This window comes from Ruegeria sp. AL11 (assembly GCF_056540865.1).
Window position 1 is genome coordinate 304,879 of record NZ_JBQFXO010000006.1, and the last position, 16,023, is coordinate 320,901.

Sequence of the window (16,023 nt, forward strand, 5' to 3'; positions counted from 1 at the left end):
CTCGAATATCGAGCGCCGCCCTTTTTCGTTTGCTGCAAAGGTGCTCAACGTTTGCCGTAGTAGAGCCCAACCACATGCTCCGCCTGCGCGAAGAACAGCCAGCGTGACGCAGCAACCCCTGCCAGGTGAGAAACCACTGCCAGCAGCGCAAGCAGGTGTTTTAGCGCGAGCCCTTCTAACGGGATCGCGATGAACACGAAGGGCAGCGCAAAGGCCAACAGGAACGAGATGATCCGCAGCTTCTCGGCATGTTTGCGGCCAACCACGTGGACGAACTCTCGTAGCAAGTAGTTGGTTCCGGTATGCGGAGGCTCAAACGCACGCACCGACCCGCGCTGACCCAATCCTGTCGCTGTCCCAAGGTCAGTCCCCGAGCTGGCAAGCGCCTTGTCCCCCTGACGCCAATACAGAATCTGCACCAGAGCGGCGATCAACAGCAAAGGCAGCGCGACCGAGGTTTGACCGGCCATCAACGCCCCTCCGGCCAGGCTGAAGCTGAGGAACATGGCCGGTGTCAGTTTCATGTTCCAACGGGGGATCGTCTTGAGCTGGGTGTAGATCATCGACGTGGTGAACACCGTGGCGAGCGAGAACAACGCGCCGAGCCAACCCAAAAGACTCCAGCGTTCGCCCATGAAAACTGAACCGATTGCGAACAAGCCCATCAGGACTAGTGCGATCACCGCGCACCAGCCCTCGCGGCTGAGCCAGCTAGAGCGCCATTGCGTTAACGCCTTCCAAGCACGCTCTGGGTGACCGAGGTGAAAGGTTGACGCCAGCAATCCGCCGACGGCCAACCCATAGGCAATCAGGAAAAAGACAAAGGCGACCCAGCCCGTAACGTCTGGCATTCCGAGACCAAGGAAGAACAGCAGCCCAAAGCCGAGGCCGGACAAGGTGGTGAAGATGATAACGGAAGGCGCCGGATGCATCAGAGCTTCTCCAGAGTTTTGTCTAGCCAGCCGAGGAACCCTTTGGGCTCTTCCGCGACGGGGGCCAGCAGTGGGGCCAGAATGTCGATCTGGTCCTCGATCTGATCCTTGGGTCTGGGCGGTAGGTATTTGTTGACAGGTTTGGTGCCCATTTCTGGCATCAGGTCCATGCCGTCCCGTTCAGCGACCAGCTTGCTGACGTCGCTGTTAGGATCGCCGAGGTCCCCGAAATGTCGAGCGCCGGCTGGGCAGGTGCGGACGCAGGACGGCACCCGATCCACTTCGGGCAGGTTTTCGTTGTAGATGCGATCGACGCAGAGGGTGCATTTCTTCATCACGCCCTCGGCGATGTCCATTTCCCGCGCGCCATAGGGGCAAGACCAGGCGCAGAGGCCGCAGCCGATGCAGTCGCTTTCGTTGACCAGCACGATCCCATCCTCGACGCGTTTGTAGCTGGCCCCGGTTGGGCAGACCGTGACGCAGGGTGCGTCTTCGCAATGCAGGCAGGATTTGGGGAAGTGAACCAGTTGGGCGGGGCCCTCGGCCGGAGTGACCTCGTAGGAGTGGACTCGGTTCAGGAATGTGCCCGAGGGGTTGCCTCCATAGGCATCCTGATCAGACAAGGGTGCGCCGTAGTTTTCGGTGTTCCAGCCTTTGCAGGAAATCACACAGGCGTGGCAGCCGACACAGGTGTCGAGGTCGATGACGAGGCCCATTTTGCGGTCTGTGGATGCGGGGAGTTGCGTCATGTCAAGGAACCTCGGCTTTGGTAGGCGGGGCAGGGGGCCAGCCCCCTCTTGAGCCGTAGGCTCAATTCACCCCCGAGATATTTTTGGCCAGATGAAGATTGGATCATTTGCCTACCTTCCACGCGATATCCTTTGGGCCGGTGCCGACGGGGGAATTGATTGGGGCAAATTCGGGTTGGCTTTCGGTATCCGCTGGAGGGGCGGCTTTTTCGATCCTGACTTTCAGGTCGAACCACGCGGCCTGGCCGGTGATCGGGTCCGAGTTGGCCCATCGCATACCGTCGCCCTTAGGTGGTAGCAATTCGTGGATCAGATGGTTGAGCAGGAAACCCTGGGTGGCCTCGGGTGCGTCCTCTTGCAGCGCCCATGCGCCTTTGCGCTTGCCGATAGCGTTCCAGGTCCAGACGGTGTTTTCATTCAGCGCGGCCATTTCCATCACGGGCACGGTGATCTCGCCGTGAGGAGAGGTGACTTTGGCCCAGTCGCCGTCTTGCAGCCCGTGTTCGCGCATCAACTTGGTGGGGACGTAAAGCGGGTTGCGCCCGTGAAGTTGCCTTAGCCAGGCGTTTTGGGTGCCCCAGCTGTGATACATCGCCATGGGGCGCTGAGTCAGGGCGTTGACGGTGAAGCCCTCGTTGCCCTGCTGGTCGGTCTCGTACCAAATGGGTAGAGGGTCCATGGCGTCTTTGATGCGTTGTCGCAGGTGGTCGGGGGGCTGGCTCGGTCCGTGTCCTTCGGCGGCCAATTGGAATTTGCGCATTGGCTCCGAGTACAGCTGAAACAGGTAGGGCTGCGGGCTGTCGTAGAGGCCCATTCCAACGGCCCAGTCCTGATAGGCGGTATTCCACGGTTTGTAGTAATCCGCACCTGCGGGGATATGCGCGACGTAGAAGCCTCCGTTGTCGATATAGCGGTTCAGTTGGTCCGGGTTGATCTCTCCGCGACCTTCTTTGGTGCCATCTTCGCCACGGAACCCGGCCAGAGGGCCGATGCCCGGCTTGCGCTGGTGATTGACGATATAGTCGGCATAGTCCTTCCACTTGGGTGTGCCGTCTTCGTTGGTGAAGCCCGGCAGGCTCATGCGGTTGGCGAGTTGAATCAGCACCGATTGGAACCCGCGCACGTCACGGTCGGGTTCGACCACTGGCCAGCGAATCGCATCAGCAGCGGCGTCGGCCTCGCAGATCGGGCGATCCAGCAGCGAGATACAGTCGTGCCGTTCCAGATAGGTGGTATCTGGTAGGATCAGGTCGGCATAAGCGACCATTTCCGATGAATAGGCATCCGAGTAGATGATATGCGGGATGACGTATTTGCCATCTTCGGTCTTGGCCGACAGCATCTCCATCACACCTTTGGTGTTCATGGAGGAGTTCCACGACATATTAGCCATATACATGAACAACGTGTCGATCTTGTAGGGATCGCCTGCGGCGGCGTTCGAGATCACCATATGCATCAGCCCGTGGGCCGACATCGGGTTTTCCCATGTAAAGGCTTTGTCGATACGCTGAGCAGTGCCGTCTTCGTCTAGCAGCAGATCTTCGGGGCCGCGCGGGAAGCCAAGGTGAGGGCCTTCCAGCGGGCGGCCCGGGCGGCGGTCTCCGTGTGGCGTCGGGTGCGCCTCGACGGGTTTGGGGTAGGGCGGTTTGAAGCGGAAGCCGCCGGGGACCTCGACCGTACCCAGCAGGATCTGCAGCACATGCAGCGCGCGACAGGTCTGGAAGCCGTTGGCATGGGCCGAGATCCCCCGCATGGCGTGGAAGCTGACCGGGCGGCCCGTCATTTTGCTGTGTTTTTCGCCGCGGAAATCGGTCCATTCCTGGTCGAGCTCGATGGCCTCATCAAAGGCGACGCGGGCGATTTCGGCGGCAATGGCGCGGATTTTCTGGGCCGGTATGCCGCAGCGCTCGGCCACATTTTCGGGGGCGTGATTGTCCGAGAGGTATTTCTCGGCCATCTGATGGAAGACCGGGCGGTGAGTTACGCCATCCTTGTCGTAGGTGGCGGACAGATCCGGGCGCACGCCGGGCTTGTCAAAGGCGGTCGGGTCACCGGTAACACGGTCGATCACCAAAGGCTTTCCGTCGGCATCGCGCAGAAACAGACCCTTTTCCGGGCCATCAGAAGCATTCACCAGAACCGGCGCGTTTGTGTAGCGGGCAAGGTAGTCGAGGTCGATCTTGCCAGCCTTCATCAGCACATGGATCAGCGACAGGATGAACAGCCCATCGGTGCCCGGCGTGATCCCGACCCAATCGTCAGCTACCGCGTTATAGCCTGAGCGGATCGGATTCACCCCGATCACCCGCGCGCCGCGCGCCTTGATCTTGCCGATGCCCATCTTGATTGGATTGCTGTCGTGGTCCTCGGCCACACCGAACAGCATGAACAGCTTGGTGTGGTCCCAATCGGGCTGGCCGAACTCCCAAAACGCGCCGCCCATCGTGTAAATGCCGCCCGCTGCCATGTTGACCGAGCAAAAGCCGCCATGGGCCGCATAGTTGGGCGTACCAAAATTCTGCGCCCAGAAGCTGGTGAAGCTTTGGCTTTGATCGCGACCGGTGAAGAAGGCCAGCTTGTGCGGCGCGGTCTCGTGCAGCTCGTTCAGCCAACCGACGGCGGTGCTGATCGCCTCGGCCCACTCGATCTCGCGGAACTCACCCGAGCCGCGTGGACCGACCCGGCGCAGCGGTTTGCGCAGGCGTGAGGGCGCGTTGACCTGCATGATCCCGGCGCTGCCCTTGGCGCAAAGCACGCCTTTGTTGACCGGGTGGTCACGGTTGCCCTCGATATAGGCAACCTTTCCGTCCTTCATGTGAACATTGATGCCGCAGCGACAGGCGCACATATAACAGGTGGTGCGCCGGATCTCGTCCGAGACTTTCGGGCTGGTGTCGATCTTCGGTTGCTGGATTGTCATCTGGCGTCCTTATGTCGGGGCGGCGGGTCAGGTTAGGAATGTTAGTCCGGCGAGGATAATTCCTGCAATAAAAAGAGTTTCCACGACGATCAGGGCGATGGCTGCGCCTCCGACCGAGAGGATTTGTTTCAGGTTCGTCTTCATTCCAACCGCAGCGATCGCGATCAGAAGCAACCAGCGGGATGTCTGGCTGAGTAACTCGGACAGGAAGGCCGGGATAAGGCCGAATGAGCTGGCCGCGGCCAGCACTAGAAACCCGATCACAAAGCCGGGCAGGATGGGAGGGCGCTTGCCTGCTTCGTCCATGTCGGTGACGGTGCGGATGATCAGTGAGGCGACTAGAACCACCGGGGCCAGCATCGCCACACGGAACAGTTTAACCAGCGTGGCGGTGTCGCCGGTCTGTTCTGAGATTGAGAACCCGGCGCCAACAACCTGGGCGACATCGTGGATCGTGCCGCCCAGAAATACGCCGCCTGCTACGTCATCCATGCCCAGCGAACGGACCAAGATAGGATAGGCGATCATGGCGATGGTCGACAGCACTGTGACGCCCAGAACGGTGAAAATCAGCCGCTCTTCTGAGCGTTCGTCTTTGGGCAGGATGGCGCTGATCGCCATTGCGGCAGACGCGCCGCAGATGGCGACAGAGCCGGCGGTTAGGAATGCAAAGCGCCATTTGTGACCAAAGAACCGTGCGATTAACAAACCGAACGCGATAGTGGCCAATACGCCGCCAACCACAAGGGCGATCAGGTCCCAACCCAATCCCATCATCAGCGTCATGGAAATCCGCACACCCAAAAGCGCCACGCCAAGCCGCAGCAGGGATCGGGCTGCAAAACCGATGCCGGGGACAGTCTTGCCCTCTTCGCCCAGAAAGCTGAGTGCGATGCCAAGCAGCAAGGCCATCAGCATGGCTGGGGTCGCGTAGTGTTCCGACAGGAATTTTGCCGTTACGGCTACGGTGATCGCCACCATAACCCCGGGGAACATGGTTCGAGCCGTCTGGGCGACATCCGCGCCTAAGGAGCTTTTGAGTTCAGTCTTACCCAGCATCGGTTCGTTGATCTTTCTTGAACACGTTTACAGTTAAACGGCAAAGCCGCAGAGGTTATGCAGTAGCTGGATGAGCTGGCTCTTGCGATGAACCCACTTGTTGTGCCTGCACGGCGGTCACGGCGATCATGTGCAACACATCGTCCGAAGAGCAGCCGCGCGACAGGTCGTTTGCGGGTTTTGCCAAGCCTTGTAGAACAGGCCCAATGGCCTCGGCCCCGCCAATACGTTGGGCGATCTTGTACCCCAGGTTGCCCGCATCGAGGTTGGGAAAGACAAACACGTTTGCTTTCCCTGCCAATGGCGAATTCTTGGCTTTCTTACTGGCGACCTCTGGCACATAGGCAGCGTCGAACTGCAACTCTCCGTCGATGATCAGGTCCGGATTGGCGGTTTTGGCGATTTGTGTGGCCTCAACCACCTTTGACACTTTCGGATGGCTGGCGCTGCCGCTCGTCGAGAAAGATAGCATCGCAACACGAGGCTCTTTCCCGGTGAGTGTGCGATAGGATGCGGCCGAGGCCTGAGCGATCTCGGCCAACTCGCGTTCGTTCGGATCAACGACCAGCCCGCAGTCGGCGAAAATATGGGCGCCCTGAACCGTGTGGTGGTCGCGGTCATAGATCATCAGAAAGAAGCTGGACACCATATGGGCGTCAGGTGCTTTGCCGATGATCTGCAAAGCGGCGCGAACAGTGTCCGACGTGGTTTCCACAGCACCGCCGACCGTGCCGTCAGCCAGCCCGAGATGGACCAACATCGCGGCGTAGTTCAGACGGTTTTGCACCAGCGACTTCGCAGTCTCAGGCGTTACGCCTTTGTGTTTGCGCAGTTCGAAATAGGCATCAGCAAAGCGATCCAAGTGGGGCGAAGTTGCCGGATCGTGGATGTCTATCCCGGCAACATCCGTTCCGCCTTTTTCAGCCAGCAAAGAGGCAACTTTGGTCTGATCGCCGACAAGGATAATATCGGCTGCATCTTCGGTACGTGCTTTCAGCGCACCTTCTACAACACGTGGATCATCGCCCTCAGCAAGGGCGATGGTCTTTTTGGAACTGGTCGCAGCCCCGAGAATTTGATGGAGGGGCTTCACCGCGATCAGGCCTCGACTTGCGGCTTCATGTCTGCTGCTTCGATACCCGCAACCGCAACCGGCTTCTTCATCGCGTCGCGACGGAACGGCTCACCCAGTTCCTGGTTGATCATGGCTTCGATCAAGGTGGTGATGCCGTTCTTCTGATCTTCAATCGCCTGGTTCAGCGCAGCTGTCAGTTCGTCCTGCGTACGGGCGACGACGCCTTTCAGACCGCAGGCTTCCGCGATACCGGCGTAAGAGACCTTGGTGTCCAATTCGGTGCCGACGAAGTTGTCGTCGAACCACAGGGTCGAGTTCCGCTTTTCAGCGCCCCACTGGTAGTTGCGGAAGACGATCTGGGTCACCGCGGGCCATTCTTCACGGCCGATTGCAGTCAGCTCGGTTACGGCGATACCAAAGGCACCGTCGCCCGAGAAACCAACAACGGGCACATCCGGGCAGCCGATCTTGGCGCCGATCACTGACGGCAGACCATAGCCACAGGGGCCGAACAAGCCAGGGGCCAGATATTTGCGGCCCTCCTCAAACGAGGGGTAAGCGTTGCCGATGGCGCAGTTGTTGCCGATGTCGGACGAGATGATCGCCTCTTTCGGCAGTGCGGACTGAATCGCACGCCACGCCATGCGCGGGCTCATCCAGTCCGGCTTGGCTGCACGGGCGCGTTCGTTCCAGGTGGTGCCCGGGTCGTCCTGCTCGTGGTCCATTGAGGTCAGTTCCTGCGCCCAACGCGACTTGGTTTCAGCGATTTTCGCCTTACGCGCATCGCGGCCTTCATCGCCCGCAGTGCCCGAAAGCTGTGCCAGGATGCTGGTTGCAACGGTGGCTGCGTCGCCAACGATACCAACGGAGACCTTCTTGGTCAGGCCGATGCGGTCCGGGTTGATGTCGACCTGAATGATTTTCGCTTCAGTCGGCCAGTACTCCATACCGTATCCGGGCAGGGTCGAGAACGGGTTCAGACGTGTACCAAGGCAGAGAACCACGTCTGCTTCCTTTATCAGCTCCATCGCAGCTTTCGAGCCGTTGTAACCCAGAGGGCCAGCAAACAGCGGGTGCGAGCCGGGGAAAGCGTCGTTGTGCTGGTAGCCAACGCACACGGGGGCGTCCAGACGCTCGGCCAGTTCTTTCGACGCTTCGATGCCGCCCGCGGACAGTACCGTGCCAGCACCGTTAAGGATGACTGGGTTCTTGGCATCGGACAGCAGAGCGGCAGCTTCGGTCACGGCAGAGGCGCCGCCCGAAGGCAGTTCGAATTCGACCACTGCAGGCAGCTCGATGTCGACAACTTGAGTGAAGAAGTCACGGGGTACGTTGATCTGTGCCGGGGCGGAGGCGCGCTTGGCTTTGGTGATCACGCGGCTGAGGACTTCGGCCATGCGCGACGGGTCGCGTACTTCTTCCTGATAGCAGACGCAGTCTGCGAACATCCGCATCTGTTCCATTTCCTGGAAACCGCCCTGGCCCATGGTCTTGTTCGCGGCCTGAGGAGTGACCAGCAGCAGCGGGGTGTGGTTCCAGTAGGCGGTTTTGACGGCGGTGACAAAGTTGGTGATGCCCGGGCCGTTCTGCGCGATCATCATCGACATTTTGCCGGTGGCGCGGGTGTAGCCGTCGGCCATCATCCCGCCCGAGCCTTCATGCGCGCAATCCCAGAAGGTGATGCCAGCTTTCCCGAAAATATCCGAGATCGGCATCATGGCAGAACCGATGATGCCAAAGGCATGCTCGATCCCGTGCATCTGCAGAACCTTAACAAAGGCTTCTTCCGTGGTCATTTTCATCGGTGGCTCTCCAAAACTGAATGCGTGAATTGGCCGGGGGGTTCAGCCCGGCCTTTGATACGGTTTTGGCGTATGGGTGCGGATGGCGTTAGGGCCAGATGAGGCGGCGGAATACGTCCAGCCGTCGGTCAACTGTCCCGGATCGCATCCGCGATCAGCTTCACCCCGGCCTCGATGCGGTCCGGCGCAATCGAGGAATACCCTAGACGGTAGAAATTCCGAGGCGGCTTCGGCCCCGAAAAGAACGGCGCACCGGGCTCGATATGCACCCCTTGCGCCTGCAATGTGGCGGCCAGTTGCGCGGTGTCTACATGCGAGGGGGCCTCCATCCAAATAGACGAACCGCCAAGCACGCCGCGCCCTGCGACCTGCAGCGCATGGGTTTGAACGGCTTTGTCCAACGCCTCTCGCCGTTGGGCCAAGGCGTTCGACATGCGCCGGATCTGTGCGTCGTAGTGCCCGAGGGACAGGAAATAGGCTGCCGTGCGCTGAACATGCCCCGGAGGATGCCGCAATACGAGCGATCGAAGCGCGCGGGCTTCGCGGATGAAGGTTTCAGACCCGACCATGTAGCCCAGGCGCAACCCCGGAAACAGCGATTTCGAGAAGCTGCCCACATAGATTACCCGCCCGTCGCGATCCATGGATTTGAGCGCGGGTGAGGGCGCGCCCAGATAAGCCATCTCGAACTCGTAGTCGTCCTCGACGATCATGGCGTTCAGCGCGGACGCGCGTTCCAAAAGGGCGGTCCTGCGGCTGACGGGCATGGTGGCCGTTGTCGGGCTTTGGTGGCTGGGGGTGGTAAAGATCACATCGGTGTTGTCTGGCAGAGCCTCAGGCGGCAGCCCGTCACCGTCCACGCGGATTGGCGACATGGTGCAATCCGAATGGCTCAGCAGCTCACGCAGAGCGTAGTAGCAGGGGTCTTCAATTGCCGCCGTGCGCCCCTTCTTCAGAAGAATGCGCGAGGCCAGCCACAATGCGTTCTGCGCGCCCAGCGTGATCAGGATCTCTTCGGGGCGGGCGGTGATGCCTCGGCGTGGCAGGGTGTGGCGGGCAATAAACTCGACCAGCAGAGGATCGTCCTGATCAGCGTAGTCTGTCGTAAGGGACTCGAAATCCTTGTGTCCCAGCGCCCGAACCGCGCAAAGTCGCCAGTTCGCGTGGTCAAACAGAGTCCGGTCAGCCTGCCCGTAGATGAACGGGTATTTGTAGTTGCGCCAGTCCTGAGGTTTGGTCAGCACATTGCCGCCCGAGAACCGCCGGGCCAGTGCGTTGTCCCAGTCGACCGTCTCTTCGCTGCGCGGGACGGGCGTGTATTTCGGCGGGACCGGCGCGTTTTCGGATACATAGTAGCCCGAACGCCCTTTGGCGGTCAGGTAGTCATTGGCCAGAAGCTCGGTATAGGCCAGCGTCACCGTAATCCGGCTGACGCCCAGATGGGTTGCCAGTTTGCGCGACGAGGGCAGCTTTTCCCCAATGTGGAACCGACCCGACAGAATGCCTTCGGCGATCATCTGCTGGATTTGCGCCTGCAGCGTCCCCTGTCCGTTCAGCTCAAGAAAGAAAGTGTCAACCGAGATAGCCATGAGCGCTTATAGGTTGGACTTAAGGCGGTGGCAATCTGGACTTACATACCTCGGAGTGAATTTGTGATGTGGCTTGACGAGGAAATTCGAATCACCTAAATAACTAGAAATATAGTTTAATGGAGAATTCAGATGTGGGAAACCGCTGCAGCAGGATTTTCGGCCATGGGGTCCGAGGCCCGGTTGAAGGTTCTGAAAACACTTGTGAGGGCCGGGCAGGCCGGTCTGACCGTGGGTGAGATCCAGACACGTACCGGCATCGCCCCCTCCACCCTTGCGCATCACCTTCGGTGTCTGGCTGCAGGTGGTGTGGTTGAACAGGAAAAGATCGGGCGCACGACGATCAATCGCGCCTGTTTCAACGAGTTGCGAAACCTGGCGCAGTTTATTCTAAGCGAATGCTGCGCAGACGAAGTCGGAAAGGCCGCAAACGATGGCTGAACTATCACAAAACCCAAAAGCCTCGGCCAAACTCGCGCTGGATGTGATCAAAACGCCTTGGGCTTTGATCGTCGCGATACTGGCGTTGGTCGCAGTTTTCGATCCGGGCAACTGGGCTGAGGTCGTAAGTTTCGCCGCCAAAGCACTGGCGCATACGGGCCAGTATATCCTGTTCGCCGTCCTTCTGCTGTCCTATCTCAAGGCCACCGGTGCCGAAGTCATGGTAGCACGCGCGTTTGAAGGGCGAGAAACCCGGATGATCTTTCTGGCCGCCCTGTTCGGAGGGCTTGCGCCGTTTTGTTCCTGTGAGGTGATCCCATTCATCGCCGGGCTTCTGGCACTGGGCGCGCCGCTCTCTGCGGTGATGGCCTTCTGGCTTAGCTCTCCACTCATCGACCCGCCGACATTGCTGATCACCGCAGGCGCATTGGGGTGGCCTTTTGCCATCGGCAAGGCCGTTGCAGCGGTTGCCTTAGGTCTGTTCGGCGGGTTCGCCGTGCGTCTTCTGATGCGCAACGGGGCCTTCGCTCAGCCCCTGCGGGAATACAAACCCGCCGGATGCTGTGGGTGCGGCCCCAAGCTGGATGACAAACCCGTCTGGACGTTCTGGCAGGAACCCGAACGCCGTCAGCGTTTCCGTTCTGAGTTCGTGCATAACGGTCTCTTCCTGCTGAAATGGCTGGCTCTGGCCTATGTGCTTGAGGCGCTTCTGGTCAGCTATGTGCCTGCCGACCTGATCGCAAGCGTTGTCGGCGGAGAAGGCGTGCTGCCCATCGTCGTGGCCGCGCTGGTCGGAATGCCCGCCTACCTGAACTCCTATGTCGCGCCGCCGCTTCTGGCGGGACTGATGGAGCAAGGCATGACGGCAGGCGCGGCCATGTCCTTCATGGTGGCAGGGGCGGTCAGCTCGATCCCGGCCATGGCTGCGGTCTGGTCATTGGTGAAACCGCGCGTCTTCGCTACCTATCTGACCCTCGGGGTTGGGGGCGCGATTGTCGCCGGGATCTTGTTCCAGATGCTCTGAAAAAGAAAACGCCCGGCGCAGTGCCCGGGCGTTTTCCTCTGGTTCGCTAGGGATCAACCAGCCTCGCAGAACCGAGGCAGTTTGAACCTGTATCGTGCTTCTCCGCTTTCCACGTAGACGCGTTTTTCCACACAAGCGCTGGTGCCGACCGATTGGGATACTGGAGCCTCGGTTGAGGTGATCGACGTGGCCGTCCCATCCGGCAGACGAACTGAGGCGATGACCCCGTTCTTGAGATCCCCGTTGATCGCTGTGGCTGACAAAACCGGGACGGTCATGAAGGAATGATGCTCATGCTCGCCGTCGTCCCCCAGTAGGAAAAGGCCGCCGACGATGAAAGCCATGACCACAGCAGCCGCCAGACCTAAACCCCAGGTTTTCAGAAAGGCGTAGATCGTAACGGCGCGGTGTGGGCCAAAGATGGCAGATAGAATGCTGAGCATGAGAGGTCCCGAGAAAACGCCCCAGCCAGTTTAGACCGGGGCGGGCCAGAAATCAGGGGCGCAGATCGTCTTCTTCTTCGTCGTCCCCGCCACCTTTGGGCAGGTTGAAGAAGCTGTCGGCGTCCACGATCGGATCACTGTCTTCCTTGTCGGATTCCGGCTCGTCCGACAGCGAGAAGGTTTCCAGACCTTCAATCGCGGTCGGGATCTTCGGTGCTGCGTCCATTTCCAGCGACTGCTCGGTCGAGACCAGCTTGCGGCGCTCGTCATCGCTCATCACGCCGCCTTCGGCGGCTTTCTTCGCAGCGGCCTTCTGCACCACGGCGTCCAGTTCGGACTGTTTGCACAGGCCCAAGGCAACCGGGTCGATGGGCTGCATGTTGGCGATGTTCCAGTGCGTGCGTTCGCGGATCGACTGGATGGTCGGCTTGGTGGTGCCAACCAGCTTGGCGATCTGACCGTCGCTAAGCTCGGGGTGGAACTTGACCAGCCACAGGATCGAGTTCGGACGGTCCTGACGCTTGGACAGCGGGGTGTAACGCGGGCCACGGCGCTTTTCCTCGCCCGTTGCCGACGGGTTGAACTTGAGCTTCAGCTTGTGCAGCGGGTTGTTCTGCGCTGCATCGATCTCTTCCTGCGTCAACTGGTTGTTGGCAAGCGGGTCGAACCCTTTAACACCAGCGGCCACATCGCCATCGGCAATGCCCTGCACTTCAAGCTCGTGCATTCCTACGAAATCCGCGATCTGCTTAAAGCTGATCGTGGTGTTGTCCACCAGCCATACGGCTGTTGCCTTGGCCATAAGCGGTTTTGCCATCAGCCCGTCTCCTATACATACATCTGTCCCGTCGCCGGAATTCGGCGGCCCCGGGTTTTGGGGCAGGTTTCCGTTGTCGGGGAACTTGGGGTGTATATAGTCGCCGCGACGCAAGAAGGGAAGAGGCGAATGCGCCATGGGTTTTTAGCGCTGGTTTTGTGGGTCACAAGCGCCGTCGCCGCGCTGGCCGAGGGCGAAAAGGCGGGTGAGTTCGACTACTACGTTCTGGCGCTCAGCTGGTCTCCGAACTGGTGCGCGCGCGAAGGGGATGCGCGTGGATCAGATCAATGCGACGCCCGGCATGACCATGGCTGGATATTGCACGGGCTCTGGCCTCAGTTCCATCAGGGCTGGCCCTCCTATTGCCGCACGCCCGAGGCCCCGCCGTCGCGCGCAATGACCCGCGCGATGGAGGATATTCAGGGCAGTGCGGGCCTTGCATGGCATCAGTGGAAGAAACACGGCACCTGTTCGGGCTTGTCGGCGCGGGGCTATATGGATCTGTCGCGCGAAGCTTATGGTCGCGTGACCCGGCCCGAGGTGTTCCGCCAGCTTGATAGCTCGGTCAAACTGCCCGCGTCGATCGTCGAAGAGGCCTTTCTAAAGGCCAATCCCAAGCTCGAGCGCGACATGATCACCATCACCTGCAAACAGGGTTACATCGAAGAGGTTCGCCTGTGCCTGTCCCGCGACCTTGATCCCGTGCCCTGCGGCCGCGATGTCATCCGGGACTGCACGGCCAAGGACGCCCTGTTCGACCCGATTCGCTAGAGCTTTTTATTCTGACAATCTCGCGCGTATTCCAGCGCCTTGGCGGTGCCTTTGAGGTCGATGGCCATCACCACTTCGCCGGCCGGGTTGTAAACCGTCATCGTCTTGTTCTGAGCGATTGCGGTGACGAAATTCCGATCCGTGAAAAATACGGTCGCGCCGGGGACGTCACGCTCGTTGAAGCCAATGGCGGTGGCGTCATAGCTTTTGCCGTCCAGATCAAATCGGATCGGATAGCTTTGGCCCTGCTTAATATCGCCCCACGCCTTGTTGTAGACGGCGAAATACCCGCGATTGCCTAGCGCGTCGTAACCGATCCGCACCACCGAGAGGTCCTGATACACCGTCTGGATCAGGCACCCATTGCCCAACGCGGGGTCCATCATGATGTTCCAGCCGTCGACGAAGCCCTTGTCGATCAGTTGCTGCGAAAACGCTGCAGTGGCTGTAAAGGCGGCAAGTGTTAGGGCAAAAAGGCGTTTCATAACGGTTCCCAAAATCAAACGGATAAGGTCATGGCCATAGTACACGCCGCGTGCGGCAGGCAAAGGCCATTCTTGACTGATATCATCGCGAAAGAAGACCTATGTGCATGGCTGAACCAGGCTATGTCTCGCCGGGGAGGCGCTTGAAACTCGGCTGTGGCACAATAGTTTTTGCCCCATAAGACAAGGAACGAGCCATGCCGCAACATCCAAGAACATTCTCTCACATCGGATTGTCCGTCCCAAACGTTGACGAGGCTGTAAAGTTTTACTCCGAAGTCCTTGGTTTCTACGTGATCATGCCACCGACTGATGTGGTAGAGGATGACACGGATATTGGTGTTATGTGCACTGATGTGTTTGGTTCTGAGTGGAAAAAACTACGTATTGCGCATCTCGCGACTGCTGATCGCATCGGGTTCGAGCTTTTCGAGTTTGACGGGAATTATGTACCGGAAAACAATATCGATTTTCGCCAGAATGGTACGTTCCATTTTTGCGTCCAAGACCCGGATGTCGAAGGCCTGGTAGAAAAAATCGTTGCAGCGGGTGGCAAACAACGTATGCCGATTCGATACTATTATCCCGGAGAGAAACCCTACCGAATGGTCTACGTCGAAGACCCCTTTGGTATTGTCTTCGAGATCTACAGCCATTCTTACGAATTGACGTACTCTTCGGGCGCCTACACCTGAAATACGAGGGGGTGTCTCGTGTGCAACCGGAAGGGGTGAAAGCGTTCCGGTTGCTGTCATATTGCAATGCTCAGAGCTCTTTTCGTGCCCTCAGTGCTGCGGTAATCGTCCCGTCATCCAGATAGTCGAGCTCGCCTCCAATCGGCACGCCTTGCGCCAGTGAGGTCAGGCGGACCTGCCCCTCCAACTGATCGGCGATGTAGTGCGCTGTGGTCTGGCCGTCGACGGTGGCGTTCAGGGCCAGAATGATCTCGGTGACGCCTTCGGCCACAACCCGGTCCTTGAGGCGAGGAATGCGCAACTCATCCGGGCCAACGCCATCCAGCGCCGAAAGCGTGCCGCCCAACACGTGATAGCGCCCATTGAACACGCCTGAACGCTCCATCGCCCAGAGGTCGGCGACGTCCTCGACCACGCAAAGCTCTCCGGTCGCGCGGGCCTCATCGTTGCAGATGTCACAGATTTCGGTGGTGCCCACATTGCCGCAATTCAGGCACTCGCGGGCGGTGATGGCGACCTGCTGCATCACGTCGGACAGCGGCGTTAGCAGCAGGGAACGTTTGCGGATCAGGTGCAGCACCGCGCGGCGGGCCGAGCGAGGGCCGAGGCCGGGAAGTTTGGCCATCAGGTCAATCAGGTTGTCGATGTCGCTGTTGGAACTCACGGCCTGTCCTGTCTGGCGCCGGAGGGAGCCTCCGGCGAGTGTATTCGCGCAATGATGAAGATCAGAACGGCAGTTTGATGTCTGCGGGCAGGCCCATGCTTTCGGTTAGTTTGGTCATTTCGGCCTGTGAGCGCTCAGCGGCTTTGGTCTGAGCGTCTTTGATCGCCGCAAGGATCAGATCCTCGACTACTTCCTTGTCGTCGCCATTGAAGATCGACGGGTCGATATCCAGGCCCTTCAACTCTCCCTTGGCGGTTGCCGTCGCCTTGACCAGCCCTGCGCCGGATTCACCGACAACCATCAGGTTGTTCAGCTCTTCCTGCATCTCCGTCATCTTGGTCTGAAGATCCTGCGCGGATTTCATCATCTTGGCCATATCGCCCAGGCCGCCTAGTCCTTTGAGCATCTTGCTTCTCCTGTAAGTCCGGTTTGTGCCTAGATACGGGGGTCACCGTGGTGACACAAGAGCAGAGCGCGCTCCCGCCTTTCGTCAAGGTCTTTGGCAAAACCTTTCCTCCCGTTGGGCCCGGCAGCGCTCGGGCAAAGCCCGAGCG

16 protein-coding genes are annotated in these 16,023 nt (G+C 59.6%); 4 read left to right on the top strand and 12 right to left on the bottom strand.

All coding sequences use genetic code 11. From position 1 onward, the window contains the following. Positions 1-44: 44 nt before the first annotated feature. The 7 genes from ACR0IP_RS12220 to pdxR form a co-directional block, all read right to left on the bottom strand. Positions 45-932 (bottom strand): dimethyl sulfoxide reductase anchor subunit family protein, encoded by an 888-nt coding sequence (locus tag ACR0IP_RS12220; protein WP_480525779.1) that lies wholly within the window; start codon positions 930-932, stop codon positions 45-47. After that, positions 932-1,681, bottom strand: a complete 750-nt coding sequence (locus ACR0IP_RS12225; RefSeq protein WP_480525781.1) for a 4Fe-4S dicluster domain-containing protein — start codon at positions 1,679-1,681, stop codon at positions 932-934. The genes ACR0IP_RS12220 and ACR0IP_RS12225 overlap by 1 nt, the downstream gene beginning before the upstream one ends. A 103-nt stretch (positions 1,682-1,784) precedes the next feature. Beyond that, positions 1,785-4,604, bottom strand: coding sequence for a molybdopterin oxidoreductase family protein (locus ACR0IP_RS12230; RefSeq protein ID WP_480525782.1), 2,820 nt, complete (start codon positions 4,602-4,604; stop codon positions 1,785-1,787). Positions 4,605-4,631: 27 nt separating this feature from the next. Further along, on the bottom strand, positions 4,632-5,663 hold the full coding sequence (locus ACR0IP_RS12235; protein WP_480525784.1) for a YeiH family protein: 1,032 nt from the start codon (positions 5,661-5,663) through the stop codon (positions 4,632-4,634). A gap of 55 nt (positions 5,664-5,718) precedes the next feature. Further along, on the bottom strand, positions 5,719-6,756 hold the full coding sequence (gene pta, locus ACR0IP_RS12240; RefSeq protein ID WP_480525786.1) for a phosphate acetyltransferase: 1,038 nt from the start codon (positions 6,754-6,756) through the stop codon (positions 5,719-5,721). Positions 6,757-6,761: 5 nt separating this feature from the next. After that, on the bottom strand, positions 6,762-8,540 hold the full coding sequence (gene xsc, locus ACR0IP_RS12245; protein WP_170642664.1) for a sulfoacetaldehyde acetyltransferase: 1,779 nt from the start codon (positions 8,538-8,540) through the stop codon (positions 6,762-6,764). A gap of 128 nt (positions 8,541-8,668) precedes the next feature. Beyond that, entirely contained in the window at positions 8,669-10,129 is a 1,461-nt protein-coding gene (gene pdxR / locus ACR0IP_RS12250) for a MocR-like pyridoxine biosynthesis transcription factor PdxR (RefSeq protein WP_480525788.1), read from the bottom strand. Positions 10,130-10,261: 132 nt separating this feature from the next. Here pdxR and ACR0IP_RS12255 point away from each other — a divergent pair, with 132 nt between their 5' ends. Both ACR0IP_RS12255 and ACR0IP_RS12260 read left to right on the top strand, forming a co-directional pair. Beyond that, entirely contained in the window at positions 10,262-10,570 is a 309-nt protein-coding gene (locus ACR0IP_RS12255; protein WP_480525790.1) for an ArsR/SmtB family transcription factor, read from the top strand. After that, positions 10,563-11,594 (top strand): permease, encoded by a 1,032-nt coding sequence (locus ACR0IP_RS12260; RefSeq protein WP_419738915.1) that lies wholly within the window; start codon positions 10,563-10,565, stop codon positions 11,592-11,594. Before ACR0IP_RS12255 ends, ACR0IP_RS12260 begins: the two co-directional genes overlap by 8 nt. 53 nt (positions 11,595-11,647) lie before the next feature. On the opposite strand, the gene ACR0IP_RS12265 is transcribed toward ACR0IP_RS12260, so the two are convergent. After that, entirely contained in the window at positions 11,648-12,037 is a 390-nt protein-coding gene (locus ACR0IP_RS12265; protein ID WP_170552503.1) for a hypothetical protein, read from the bottom strand. Positions 12,038-12,089: 52 nt separating this feature from the next. Then, the gene (locus ACR0IP_RS12270) at positions 12,090-12,854 is read right to left on the bottom strand and encodes a DUF1013 domain-containing protein (RefSeq protein ID WP_170690629.1); all 765 of its coding nucleotides are present in this window, start codon (positions 12,852-12,854) and stop codon (positions 12,090-12,092) included. A gap of 129 nt (positions 12,855-12,983) precedes the next feature. Here ACR0IP_RS12270 and ACR0IP_RS12275 point away from each other — a divergent pair, with 129 nt between their 5' ends. Further along, positions 12,984-13,625, top strand: a complete 642-nt coding sequence (locus tag ACR0IP_RS12275) for a ribonuclease T2 family protein (RefSeq protein WP_480525793.1) — start codon at positions 12,984-12,986, stop codon at positions 13,623-13,625. Here ACR0IP_RS12275 and ACR0IP_RS12280 read toward each other — a convergent pair. Next, positions 13,622-14,110, bottom strand: a complete 489-nt coding sequence (locus ACR0IP_RS12280; protein ID WP_480525795.1) for a hypothetical protein — start codon at positions 14,108-14,110, stop codon at positions 13,622-13,624. The two genes, ACR0IP_RS12275 and ACR0IP_RS12280, sit on opposite strands and share 4 nt — an antisense overlap. 197 nt (positions 14,111-14,307) lie before the next feature. On the opposite strand from ACR0IP_RS12280, the gene ACR0IP_RS12285 reads away from it, so the two are divergent. Then, positions 14,308-14,805 carry a lactoylglutathione lyase family protein gene (locus tag ACR0IP_RS12285; RefSeq protein WP_480525797.1) on the top strand — a complete coding sequence of 166 codons (498 nt, stop codon included), beginning with the start codon at positions 14,308-14,310 and terminating at the stop codon, positions 14,803-14,805. Between the two features lie 70 nt (positions 14,806-14,875). On the opposite strand, the gene recR is transcribed toward ACR0IP_RS12285, so the two are convergent. Both recR and ACR0IP_RS12295 read right to left on the bottom strand, forming a co-directional pair. Then, positions 14,876-15,469 carry a recombination mediator RecR gene (gene recR, locus ACR0IP_RS12290; protein WP_480525799.1) on the bottom strand — a complete coding sequence of 198 codons (594 nt, stop codon included), beginning with the start codon at positions 15,467-15,469 and terminating at the stop codon, positions 14,876-14,878. Positions 15,470-15,530: 61 nt separating this feature from the next. After that, complete coding sequence (locus ACR0IP_RS12295; RefSeq protein ID WP_480525801.1) at positions 15,531-15,875, bottom strand: YbaB/EbfC family nucleoid-associated protein; 345 nt, start codon at positions 15,873-15,875, stop codon at positions 15,531-15,533. Between the last annotated feature and the right edge of the window lie 148 nt (positions 15,876-16,023).

What these genes read in the sequence shown, in the direction of transcription:
- ACR0IP_RS12295 (WP_480525801.1), bottom strand. Translation starts at nt 15,875, where the DNA reads ATGCTCAAAGGACTAGGCGGCCTGGGCGATATGGCCAAGATGATGAAA.
- ACR0IP_RS12220 (WP_480525779.1), bottom strand. Translation starts at nt 932, where the DNA reads ATGCATCCGGCGCCTTCCGTTATCATCTTCACCACCTTGTCCGGCCTC.
- ACR0IP_RS12230 (WP_480525782.1), bottom strand. Translation starts at nt 4,604, where the DNA reads ATGACAATCCAGCAACCGAAGATCGACACCAGCCCGAAAGTCTCGGAC.
- ACR0IP_RS12265 (WP_170552503.1), bottom strand. Translation starts at nt 12,037, where the DNA reads ATGCTCAGCATTCTATCTGCCATCTTTGGCCCACACCGCGCCGTTACG.
- ACR0IP_RS12225 (WP_480525781.1), bottom strand. Translation starts at nt 1,681, where the DNA reads ATGACGCAACTCCCCGCATCCACAGACCGCAAAATGGGCCTCGTCATC.
- ACR0IP_RS12275 (WP_480525793.1), top strand. Translation starts at nt 12,984, where the DNA reads ATGCGCCATGGGTTTTTAGCGCTGGTTTTGTGGGTCACAAGCGCCGTC.
- xsc (WP_170642664.1), bottom strand. Translation starts at nt 8,540, where the DNA reads ATGAAAATGACCACGGAAGAAGCCTTTGTTAAGGTTCTGCAGATGCAC.
- ACR0IP_RS12255 (WP_480525790.1), top strand. Translation starts at nt 10,262, where the DNA reads ATGTGGGAAACCGCTGCAGCAGGATTTTCGGCCATGGGGTCCGAGGCC.
- ACR0IP_RS12270 (WP_170690629.1), bottom strand. Translation starts at nt 12,854, where the DNA reads ATGGCAAAACCGCTTATGGCCAAGGCAACAGCCGTATGGCTGGTGGAC.
- pdxR (WP_480525788.1), bottom strand. Translation starts at nt 10,129, where the DNA reads ATGGCTATCTCGGTTGACACTTTCTTTCTTGAGCTGAACGGACAGGGG.
- ACR0IP_RS12285 (WP_480525797.1), top strand. Translation starts at nt 14,308, where the DNA reads ATGCCGCAACATCCAAGAACATTCTCTCACATCGGATTGTCCGTCCCA.
- ACR0IP_RS12235 (WP_480525784.1), bottom strand. Translation starts at nt 5,663, where the DNA reads ATGCTGGGTAAGACTGAACTCAAAAGCTCCTTAGGCGCGGATGTCGCC.
- ACR0IP_RS12260 (WP_419738915.1), top strand. Translation starts at nt 10,563, where the DNA reads ATGGCTGAACTATCACAAAACCCAAAAGCCTCGGCCAAACTCGCGCTG.
- ACR0IP_RS12280 (WP_480525795.1), bottom strand. Translation starts at nt 14,110, where the DNA reads ATGAAACGCCTTTTTGCCCTAACACTTGCCGCCTTTACAGCCACTGCA.